The organism is Ectothiorhodospira lacustris (assembly GCF_022227845.1).
GTDB lineage: Bacteria > Pseudomonadota > Gammaproteobacteria > Ectothiorhodospirales > Ectothiorhodospiraceae > Ectothiorhodospira > Ectothiorhodospira lacustris.
In genome coordinates this window covers 24,254-34,998 of record NZ_JAJNQN010000024.1, presented here as the reverse complement: position 1 = coordinate 34,998, position 10,745 = coordinate 24,254, and the positions used below count along the sequence as shown (strand labels likewise).

General features: G+C 61.4%; 9 protein-coding genes and 2 tRNA genes. 6 read left to right on the top strand and 5 right to left on the bottom strand.

Annotated elements, in window-relative coordinates; all coding sequences use genetic code 11:
- Window positions 1-89 precede the first annotated feature (89 nt).
- The gene (locus LQ956_RS14550; RefSeq protein ID WP_238630299.1) at window positions 90-383 is read right to left on the bottom strand and encodes a hypothetical protein; all 294 of its coding nucleotides are present in this window, start codon (window positions 381-383) and stop codon (window positions 90-92) included.
- Window positions 384-587: 204 nt separating this feature from the next.
- Here LQ956_RS14550 and crcB point away from each other — a divergent pair, with 204 nt between their 5' ends.
- From crcB to LQ956_RS14525, 5 genes are all read left to right on the top strand, one after another.
- A complete protein-coding gene (crcB, locus tag LQ956_RS14545; RefSeq protein WP_238622953.1) occupies window positions 588-1,022 on the top strand; it encodes a fluoride efflux transporter CrcB in 435 nt (144 codons plus the stop codon).
- On the top strand, window positions 1,022-1,438 hold the full coding sequence (locus LQ956_RS14540) for a fluoride efflux transporter FluC (protein ID WP_238630298.1): 417 nt from the start codon (window positions 1,022-1,024) through the stop codon (window positions 1,436-1,438). Before crcB ends, LQ956_RS14540 begins: the two co-directional genes overlap by 1 nt.
- A gap of 75 nt (window positions 1,439-1,513) precedes the next feature.
- Window positions 1,514-1,589 (top strand) — tRNA-Gly (locus LQ956_RS14535).
- A 182-nt stretch (window positions 1,590-1,771) separates the two neighbouring features.
- A tRNA-Cys gene (locus tag LQ956_RS14530) sits at window positions 1,772-1,845 on the top strand.
- Window positions 1,846-2,005: 160 nt separating this feature from the next.
- Window positions 2,006-3,244: a cyclic di-GMP phosphodiesterase gene (locus LQ956_RS14525; RefSeq protein WP_238630297.1), complete on the top strand. Its 1,239-nt coding sequence runs from the start codon at window positions 2,006-2,008 to the stop codon at window positions 3,242-3,244.
- A gap of 8 nt (window positions 3,245-3,252) precedes the next feature.
- Here LQ956_RS14525 and LQ956_RS14520 read toward each other — a convergent pair whose 3' ends face one another.
- The 4 genes from LQ956_RS14520 to LQ956_RS14505 all read right to left on the bottom strand — a co-directional run bounded on the left by LQ956_RS14520 (window position 3,253) and on the right by LQ956_RS14505 (window position 10,166).
- Window positions 3,253-3,948, bottom strand: coding sequence for a sulfite exporter TauE/SafE family protein (locus tag LQ956_RS14520; protein ID WP_238622950.1), 696 nt, complete (start codon window positions 3,946-3,948; stop codon window positions 3,253-3,255).
- A 347-nt stretch (window positions 3,949-4,295) separates the two neighbouring features.
- A complete protein-coding gene (locus LQ956_RS14515) occupies window positions 4,296-5,906 on the bottom strand; it encodes an NAD(P)/FAD-dependent oxidoreductase (protein WP_238630296.1) in 1,611 nt (536 codons plus the stop codon).
- 38 nt (window positions 5,907-5,944) lie between these two features.
- Window positions 5,945-8,530, bottom strand: a complete 2,586-nt coding sequence (locus LQ956_RS14510) for a DUF2339 domain-containing protein (protein ID WP_238630295.1) — start codon at window positions 8,528-8,530, stop codon at window positions 5,945-5,947.
- A gap of 7 nt (window positions 8,531-8,537) precedes the next feature.
- Window positions 8,538-10,166 (bottom strand): GGDEF domain-containing protein, encoded by a 1,629-nt coding sequence (locus LQ956_RS14505; RefSeq protein ID WP_238630294.1) that lies wholly within the window; start codon window positions 10,164-10,166, stop codon window positions 8,538-8,540.
- Window positions 10,167-10,373: 207 nt separating this feature from the next.
- On the opposite strand from LQ956_RS14505, the gene LQ956_RS14500 reads away from it, so the two are divergent.
- A complete protein-coding gene (locus tag LQ956_RS14500; protein WP_238630293.1) occupies window positions 10,374-10,565 on the top strand; it encodes a hypothetical protein in 192 nt (63 codons plus the stop codon).
- Window positions 10,566-10,745 lie beyond the last annotated feature (180 nt).

Here is a 10,745-nt window from a genome sequence, read left to right as displayed (position 1 = left end):
GCGCTATATTTAATAACCCCAAATTTTTTAAACTACACACGGGGGGGGGGCATGGGTTATTAATCCCCCTTGCCCCGCGGGACACTAAGTTATTCCCTCATGTCTTCCACGGCTTCTTCGGCTTCCTCCATGGCGCCGTCGATTTCACGACCGGTTCTTTCCGCCGGGCCAGGCTCATTCACGGCATCGCCGGCGGCTTCGGCGGCATCGTCCACCGCCTCTTTCGTGGCGTCCACAGCATCTTCGTAACGTTCCTGGGCTTCTTCCATCACCTCGTCCACCGTCTGACCGGCTTCTTCAGCGGGGCCTCGGTCGGAACAGCCTATCAGGAAGGCCAGAGGGAAGACGGACAGCGCGGCAATTAATGTGTGATGTTGCTTCATGCAAACCTCCTACACGATTGATTGGGTAAAGAATCCATTGGCCAGAAAACACCTGGGAACTCCGTGATTAAGGACAGAAGACCCATTTCTATGGATTCCACGATACAGCTTATGTTCCCTCGACCATGGATTCGGTGTCCTGTCTCAAGCTTTGGGAGAAGGAGGTGGTTATTTCTGTAAAACGTAACCGGCATAATGACCGGCATGGCTGATGCGATCCCTTCCGTGAATCTGGCCCCGCTGTCTCTGACCCTCATCCTGCTGGGCGGCGCCTTGGGCGGGCTGGCCCGTTACTGGATGACCGGGTGGGTCAGCGCAAGCGCAGGGGTGTCCTTTCCCTGGGGCACCCTCGTGGTCAATGTCAGCGGTGCCCTCCTGATCGGTATGGCAGCCGCCGCGTGGATGCCGCCCGGTGGTCTGAGTGAAGCGTGGATCCCCATGTGGGCTTGGTTGGTGGTGGGCATCCTGGGTAGTTACACCACCGTGTCTTCCTTCAGTCTGCAGACCCTGATCCTGTTGCGCGACGGGCGACCGATGCAGGCCCTCCTGAATATTCTTCTGTCCGTGACGCTCTGCCTGAGCGCTGCCGCGCTGGCCTACACTGCGGTACGGGGTGTGATTGGTCGGGTGAGCCTCTGATGATCAGTCAGCGCCCGATCTATCTGGCCGTGGCTCTTGGCAGTGGTCTGGGTGCCTTGTCACGACATCTGCTGTCGGTGGCCGCCCTCGCCCTGATGGGGCCGACCTTTGCCTGGGGCACGTTGGTGGTGAATCTGCTGGGGTCCTGGCTGATCGGCTTCTACGCCGCCTTGACCGAGCCGGGCGGCTCGTTTGCGGTCAGTCCTGCCACTCGTCAGTTTGTCCTCACCGGATTTTGTGGTGGGTTTACCACTTTTTCCATCTTCAGCCTGGAGGCGCTGATCTGGTTGCAACAGGGGCGCGTGGGGATGGTGGCGGGCTATGTGGCCGGGTCCGTGACGCTGTGGATGCTGGCGGTGTGGGTAGGTTATCTTCAGGGCATGGGGATCAACAGGCTTGAAAGGCGCGCGCGATGACGCCAGGAACTCCGTCACGTAAAAAAAGTGTTGACACACTGAAACAGGGATGTAGAATACGCGCCATCAAGTGATGCGGGAATAGCTCAGTTGGTAGAGCACAACCTTGCCAAGGTTGGGGTCGCGAGTTCGAGTCTCGTTTCCCGCTCCAGACATGTCATTGTAAATCAAGCAAAAAAGCCGCCTTTAAAGGCGGCTTTTTTGCGTTTCCAGTCCAGGGAAGGGCTGTTTCGGCCGTCGGGAAGATGATGCGGTCGGCGCAGTGCAGCAAGCGGGGGGTTGCCAAGTAGAGGGCATCCGGATAGAATCCGCGCTTCACTTGTCGATACCCATGGCTGGGTGGCAGAGTGGTTATGCAGCGGCCTGCAAAGCCGTGGACGCCGGTTCGATTCCGACCCCAGCCTCCAAATTATTGAAGACGTCTTTGTCGTCCTTCTGAAAAAAGGCCCGCTTGATTGCGGGCCTTTTTTCGTTTGCGGTGCTGTTGGTGGAGTTTGAAAAGGCCGGATAGTAAGATCACAACGGAGGATCGGCCTGGCTTCCGGTCAATACTGGGGTGAAAGGACATTGCTCAAGAAGATCCGTGTCGAAGACCTGAGATTGGGTGTGTACATCGCGGAATTTTGTGGTTCATGGATGGATCATCCCTTCTGGCGTACGCGCTTCTTGCTGTCCGATCCCCATGATCTAAAAATCATTCGGGCCAGCCATATCAAGGAAGTCTGGATTGATAGCGCCAAGGGGAAGGATGTGGGCTGCACCCGGGAGTCAGCATCCCTGGATCATAGGAAGTCCGGAGTGGACGCTCAGCTTGAGAAAGCGGCGGATATGCGTCACCACCTGCCGCCGACTACCATGGAAGAAGAGCTGCTCCAGGCCAAAACAATCCTTCATTTATCCAAGAACGCTGTGGCGGAAATGTTTTCCGAGGCGCGCATGGGTAATGCCGTGGACATGAACGTGGCCTGGAATATCGTCGAGCAGATATCGAATTCCATTGTCCGTAATCCCAGCGCCTTGATCAGTCTGAGCCGGCTGAAGAAATTGGATGAGTACACCTACATGCACTCGGTGGCTGTCTCGGCCTTGATGATGGCGTTGGCCCGAGAGTTGAAATTCGACGATGCCCAGGTCAAGGAAGCGGGTATTGCGGGATTGATGCACGACCTCGGGAAGTCTGACATTCCACAGGAGATTCTCAACAAGCCGGGAAAGTTGTCGGACTCTGAATTCGAGCTCATGAAGTCCCATCCGCAGCGAGGCGGTCAAACGCTCCTGGCTCAGGGTGTGCCCGGCGACTCTGCCACGCTTGATGTCTGCCTCCATCATCACGAGAAGATGGACGGTTCCGGTTATCCGTATGGGCTGGTCGGTGATCAGATCAGCATACCGGCAAAGATGGGGGCGGTCTGCGATGTCTACGATGCCATTACATCAAACCGTCCCTACAGGTCGGGGTGGGATCCCTCGATCGCACTACAAAAGATGATGAGTTGGACGGGCAATCACTTTGATTCTGTGGTCTTTCATGCCTTCGTCAAGGTACTGGGAATCTATCCCGCGGGCTCGCTGGTGCGGTTGAGTTCCGGGAAACTGGCGGTTGTCATGGAGCAGTCGGAAGGTTCACTGCTCAAACCCGTCGTCAGGACGTTTTATTCGGTGAACCGGGCACGGAAAATATCTCCGGTGGTAATGGATTTATCCCGCCCCGGGTGCGATGAATCCATCATCCAACGTGAGGACCCTCGGGACTGGGATCTGACCGATGTCCATGCCCTGTGTTTTGGTGATGTACTTGATGACTGATCCGGGGGTCAGATCACCGCGCGCACGATGGCGGCTACGCCGGCGATACCGGAAAACCATAGCACGGCAGGCCGCAGCCAGTGACGGTCCAGATAGCCGGCCACCCCGACGGAGATTCGGAATCCCACCAGGATGGCCGGCAGCAGTGACAGCCCCAGCAGGATCTCGGTACCCCCGAATCGACCCAGCAGACCGAGTGCGGTCAGGGACAGCAGGCCGGCGGGCACGAAAATGGCCGACAGGGTGCCCCGTAGCCGGGGACCGGTGACATTCTGAAAGGCCAGGGCTAAGGGTGGGCCGCCGATGGACGTGATGGTGGCCATGAAACCGGACAGCCCCGCTGCGCCCACCAGATGGGCCGGTTGCGGCTCGGGTACCCGGTGTACCAGGCTCAGGGCTACGGCCAGCAGCACCAGACTGCCCAGTAATATCCCCATGACATCTTCCGCGATGCTGCCCAGCAGGGCGGCGGCCAGCACCGTGCCGGCCAGACTGCCGGGTAGGGCCCAGGCCACGTCCCTGGGCCGCACGGCGCGCCATTCCCGGGACAGGATCAGCAGCGGCAGGGTCATGCCGATGATGATCATGGGCGCGGGAATCAACTGGGGATGGATCAGGTAGAGCAAGGGCGCCCCCAGCAATGCCACGCCGTAGCCGATGCCGCCCTGGATGACGGCGCCGATGACGATCACGAGACTGGCCATTAACCACTGAGAGATGTTGAGGGGGAAATCCATCTGACCTGGGATAACTTGCGGGTGAGAGAAGCAGAGTGTATCCCGCCCCCGTGACAGGATGAAAACGCCGCATATGCCGAGGATTTTCTGAAGAAGTCATTCCCGCGCAGGCGGGAATCCGAGGCCGTCAGGCAGATAGCGATGCTCCGAGTATCCGTCATTCCCGCGCAGGCGGGAATCCAGTCACGGGCTGAGCATTCTGGGCTCCCGCTTTCGCGGGAGTGACGGAAGGGACGGAAGGGACGGAAGGGACGGAAGGGACGGAAGGGACGGAAGGGACGGAAGGGACGGAAGGAGACCTGTTCAGCGTTTCCCTAAAGTGGCTTGATCAGATCTCTGGCCACCGCCTCGGCCACGCGGATACCGTCCACCCCGGAGGAGAGGATGCCGCCGGCATAGCCGGCCCCTTCGCCCGCCGGGTACAGACCCTTGAGGTTCAGGCTTTGCAGATCCTGGCCGCGCGTGATGCGCAATGGCGCGGAGGTACGGGTCTCCACCCCGGTGAGTACGGCATCGCCCATGGCGAACCCCTTGATTTGCCGATCAAACATCGGCAGGGCCTCGCGCATGGCCTGAATGGCGAAGTCCGGCAGGGCCTGGGCCAGATCCGTGGCCGTGACGCCCGGTTTGTAGGAGGGTTCCACACTGCCCAGGGCACTGGAGGTCTGGCCGGCAAGGAAATCCCCCACTCGCTGGGCCGGGGCGTGATAATTGCCACCCCCCAGCCGATAGGCCTGGGATTCCAGCCGCTCCTGCAATTCGATGCCCGCCAGCGGACCGCCGGGATAATCCTGCGTCGGTGAGATACCCACCACAATCCCCGCATTGGCGTTTCGTTCGTTGCGGGAATACTGACTCATGCCGTTGGTGACCACCCGCTCCGGTTCGGACGTGGCGGCCACCACGGTCCCGCCCGGGCACATGCAGAAACTGTAGACCGAGCGCCCGTTGTCGGCATGGTGGACCAGCTTGTAGTCGGCCGCGCCCAGCTTGGGGTGCCCCGCATACTTGCCCAGGCGGGCCTTGTCGATCAGGGATTGGGGGTGTTCGATGCGAAAGCCCACCGAGAACGGCTTGGGTTCCATAAATACCCCGCGGGCATGGAGCATGCGGAAGGTGTCCCGGGCGCTGTGGCCCAGGGCCAGGACCACATGACGGCTCAGGATCTCTTCCCCGTCCGCCAGCACTACCCCCCGCACGCGGCCGTCCTCCATCAGCAGGTCCGTGACCTTGTGCTGAAAACGTACTTCGCCACCCAGTCCCTTGATCTCTTCACGGATCTGCGCCACGACGCCGGCGAGGCGGAAGGTGCCGATATGGGGTTTGCTGCTGTAGAGGATCTCTTCCGGTGCCCCGGCCTTGACGAACTCCTCAAACACCTTGCGCCCGTAATGCCTGGGGTCCTTGATCTGGCTGTAGAGCTTGCCGTCGGAAAAGGTCCCGGCCCCGCCTTCTCCGAACTGGACATTGGATTCCGGGTTCAGGACCTCGTTGCGCCACAGGCCCCAGGTGTCCTGGGTGCGCCGGCGGACTTCGGGGCCCCGCTCCAGCACGATGGGTCGAAAGCCGCCCTGGGCCAGGATCAGGGCGGCGAAGATGCCGGCCGGGCCGAAGCCTACGACCACCGGGCGCTCCCGCAGACCTTCCGGTGCATGCACCTCCGGCCTGTAACGCATGTCCGGTGCCGGGCCTACATGCCGATCCTGGGCCAGTCGCTTGAGCAGGGCCGCTTCGTTGCGGACCTCTACGTCCACGGTATAGATGAACTGGATCTCGCTGTGCTTCTTGCGGGCATCGTAGCTGCGCCGGAACAGACGAAAGCCGACAAGGTCCGCCGCGTCGATCCCCAGGCGCGTCACGATGGCCTCGCGCAGGGCCGCTTCGGGATGATCCAGGGGCAGCTTCAATTCGGTGATGCGCAGCATGGGGCAGGTCCGTAATCGGAAGAGGGGCAAGGGCGGAATTATACCTGCCGAATTTCACCCATGCGCCGGTGCAGCCAGGCCAGCCCCAGCAGTGACAGACCCAGTCCCATGAAGGAGGCCACCCGCCACAGGCCGTCCAGGCCCGATAGATCCACCAGGAACAGCTTGGCAATGACGATGATCAGCAGGGCCATGCCGGCCCGGTACAGCCGGGTGCCGCGCCAGTAGCCGCCGGCAACGATGGCGCCTGCCGCCAGGATCAGCCAGGCGGCGGAGTAGGTGTAGAGCTCGCCGTTGCCGGTGGGCAGGGTGATGGACAGCGCCCCCCGCTGCCAGAGGTGGCGGATCTCCAAAGTGATGAACAACCACAGGCCCAGACCCGCGATGGCCAGGGCGGCGGGACGAAAATGCGCTTCGTGGTAGCGGGCCACCAGCAGGGCCATCACCACCGGCAGGCCGTAGGCCAGGAGCAGCAGATTGGCGATGGGGCGGGTGGCGACGGTTTCCAGCCCCCACAGGGGATTGAGGGCCGTGACCGCCAGGGCATAGCTGCCCAGGGCCATGAGCAGCAGGAGCCTGGAACAGAGCCGGTAAAGGTTGGCAAGCGACATACTATGGCGAGCTCGCTGCCGGTAGGTCAGAGCCAGGCCCGACCAGAGAGCGGCGTTGATGGCGGCTTCCGTCAGGCTGTAGCGGGCAATGAAAATGTCGCCGTCATAGAGTTGGTAACGGACCTCGGCCCCCAGGGTGAGGACCAGCAAGTGCAGGGTGCCCGCCTCCAGCCAGCGTTGCAGATCGGGCCGGGAGCGGGTCTGCCAGGCGGCCAGTGCGCAGAACAGGGTGGCGCCGCCACCGGTCCACAGGGACCAGTGCAGCTCGGGCGGATAGCCCAGGATCCAGGGATTGAAGGTGAGGCGGATCACCACCAGCACCAGGATGCCCTTGATCAGGGTATCCAGCCAAGGCAGTTGATAGCGCTTCATCACCCAGGCCAGAGACAGAAGCTGGGCCGACAGGGCCAGGGTCAAACCGGCCTCGCGGAACATGACGGCGGCGGCCAAGGAGTAGGCCAGATGCCCGCCGATGACAAACCAGACCCCGGCACCGGCCTCACCCGGGCGCCGTTCCAGTCGCCAGGCGGCGATGGCGCCGTAGATCATGCCCATCAGGAACAGGCCCGCGGCCCAACCCGGTGAGCGGGACAGGTCTTCGGTCAGCAGATAGGCCAGGGCCACCCAGGCCAGCGGGGAGACAAAGGCCAGGGCGGCCCAGGGGTGGGAAAATCCCCGTCCCCGCAGGTGCAGGGCCGCCATGACCGCATAGAGCAGGGCCATGAGCGCGGCAAATTGCAAAAAGGCCGGCTGCAGATCGGCGTCAATGCCGATCAATCGATACTGCCCGCCTATCCAGTCGAAGACCATGGCTCCGGCCATCCAGGCCGACCACTGCACGCCCAGGGTCATCCAGGGCAGCCAGCGCAGGCTGTCCCGATGCCGGGCAGCCAGGGCCGACAGCAGCACCATCGGCCCCCATTGCCACAGGGCCTGGTCGTCAAAGCCCTGTTGCCGGATGGATAGACCCCAGGCCAGGATGATGAGCACGAGGGTGATCTGGTCCAGCCGAAACACCCGGCCAAACAGGCTTATGGGTCGATGTCCGGGCCGGGTATCGGCGGGCTCGCCGCGATCCAGGCGCCAGTCGAAGGTGGGGATGGCCAGCACGCCCCAGGCCAGCAAGGCCAGATACAGGCCCCGGAATCCATCGGCCTGGGGGATAGTCAGGGACAGCAGCCACCAGCCCAGGGCGCCGACCACCACGCCCCACCAGAGCCAGGTACGAAATATCCGCCGCAACAGCAGCAGGGCGGCGGCGCTGATGATCAGGGCGTAGAGCAGGGCACTCAGGATGTTGCCGCTCTCTTCGGACACCAGCAGGGGAACCCCATAGGCACCCACCAGACCCACGGCCGCCAGGGCAGGGCCGTGGAGCAGGGACTGCATCATGGTGAACAGGGAAACCAGGGCCAGCAGGGCGAAGACCAGCCTGGGGTCCATGAGGTCGTACAGGTGGAGGGCGGCCAGCAGAGCGGCGTAGAGGGTGATGCTGGCGCCGCCGGCCAGGGCGGCGATGGACGGGTCCGGTCCGTTCCTGCGGCGTAGCCATTCGGCCAGGACGTGCAGGCCGATCCCGGTGCCCAGCCCCATCATCACCCGTCCCCAAGGACCCAGCAGCCCGGCATCGATGCTGTACTTGACCATGAAGACGCCGGCCAGGGCCACGCACAGGCCGCCCAGCCAGATCATCCAGTGCCGGGACAGATGCTCCAGCCAGGCCGGGCGTCCCGGCGCCCCATCGGTGGACCACGAGGGATCCGGGGGTGGGGCGGATGGGGGCGTAGCCGTGACCAGTTGCGGATCCGGCGGGGGTGTTTCCGCCGCCTGATCGGTTTCAGGGGGCGGGATCGGTGCCGTGGATTGCCGACCGGCCAGTGCCTGCTCCAGCCGGAAGACCCTTTGCCGCAGGGCGCGTACGTGAAAGAAACCCACCCAGCCCAGGACGGCGCCGATGATCGCGCCCAGAAAGAGCAGAAAGGACAGGAGCGAGATCAGGTCCAGGGCGGTCATGTAGGGCTCAGGAAAGTTCGGCAAGTACGGTCTGGTTTCTGCCCTCGGCTTTTGCCTTGTACAGGGCGCGATCTGCACGCACGATGAGCTGGTTGAGGTCTTCCCCCGGGCCGGCCTCTGCCAGTCCCAGGCTGATGGTAATCCGTCTCAGGGGCGGCACTCGCAACCTGGCCACTTCTCCCCGCAGGCGTTCCGCCAGCTTCAGGGCTTCCTGTCGATCCGTATCCGCCGCCATCACCATGAATTCCTCGCCACCCCAACGTGCAACAACATCATTACAGCGCACTGTATCCTTGAGTGTGTCCGCCAGTCTTCTCAGGACCTTGTCACCCACGTTGTGTCCGAACTGGTCATTGATCTTTTTGAAGTGATCCACGTCCATGATGATGATCGAAAGCGGACTGGGCGTGCGTAAGCGGCGGGCCGCCTCGTTGGCCAGACATTCCTGCATCCAGCGGCGATTGGACAGCCCCGTCAGCGGGTCTGTACGAGCCAGGCGCTGAACCTCTTCCAGGGCCTCGCGCAAACGCTGATTGACGATTTCAAGTTCAGCCTTGGCCTGTTGTACATGCTGATAGTGTTGTTGCCTGGCCAGGGTAGCGGCAAAGTTTTCCGCGGCCAGACTGAGCATGGCCCTCTCCGTGGAGGAAAAGTCCCGTTCTTCCTCGATATCGTCAAAGCCCACGAAGCCGAGCAATTCGCCGTCCGTGAGCAGGGGATGGAGGATCACGGAGCGAATGCCCTGCATTTCCAGAAACTTCCGGAAAGTGCCCTTATCGGGAGGCAGATTATCCAGGCTGGTGACGATGAAGGGCTCTCCCTGCTGAAAACCATCAACCATGCCGGGGGCACAGTCGAAGGGCACGTGCTGGAGTTCATCAATATAACCATTTACACCGGGTGCACACCATTCATGGGTGTTGCTCCAGTACCGCTCAACCAGGTTATTGCTGAACAGGTAGGCTCGGTCTGCATCCAGGAAGTTTCCCAGGATGCCCAGACACTCATTCAGGCCCTCTTCCATGCGGTCAATGCGAAGCCGGGCATTGGCGGTGGCCAGACGGGCCGCGGCATCGTGGAAGCGATTGAGCTCTTTGAGAATCTCCGCCTGCTGGGCGGCATGCTGGTTCAGGGTGGATTCGTGAATGTCGATCAGCGAGCCGACGACGCGAATGGGGTGCCCGCCGACATCTCGTTGGGTATCGCCGGTGGCCCGGAACCAGCGATAGTGCCCGTCCCGGCATTTCAGACGGTATTTCAGGTCGTAAGGTGTCAGGTTGCTCCGGTCCAGCAGGTGTTTGTGGAAGGCCTGCAGGGTGCGGGCCTTGTCGGCGGGATGCAGGCGGGAAGACCAGCTTTCCAAGCGATTGGGAAATTCTTCTTCAGTCTCAAAACCTAAAAGCCTGCGAAAGCTCTCCGACCAGAAAAAGACGTTATCGGGGTTGAGAGGATCCGCCTCCACCACGGACATGTCCCACAGGCCCACACCGGCATACCGGCAGTACAGGCCCAGGCGTTGCGCCTCGACGCAGAGCCTTTCAGGGGCGCGACCGGAATCGCGCAGCCACTGACGATATGCGGGTGTTTCCGTACACGGCTTGAATTCAGGTGTGGGCCGTTCGTCGCCTTTATCCACATCACCCTCCTGAGAGTGGGATACGCATGTACACTCAATTTACTGGATAGAGCGATTAATGGATCATAAAAAGTAACTGTTCAGGCTCCCCGCCTGCAGTCTGCCCATTTTTCCCTCGATAGGCTATCTTGTCCTGTATGAAGCTCCAGCGCCCTACGCAAGCGGAACTCGACGGCATGACCCATGCGCAGAAGGATGACGCTGATTATGCAGTTGTTCGATGCCTTGGAGATGCTGAGTGTCCGATTGGCGGCCAAGCCGGTCAAAGTGCCTGCTGATGGCAGCTGGCGCCGTATCAAGCAGCATCCCGCCACCAACCTGCTCGTGAGGCTGCGTGACTTTCGCGAGTCCATCCGGCGCTTCCCCTTCGAAGACCTGCGGTTGGCTGCGACAGCCTGAATAGCTACCATAAAACTTGGTTATAAGTGACATGACCGTTTTCGGCAGGGGCAATCTAACGTGACCGCGACCTCTTCGGGATGGAACACCAAGTCTCCCTTCTGTACTACTCAGAAAGCTGAAAATTAAAAACTATATATTACTGCGGAAAGACATCTTCCAATAATAAATGAGCTGATA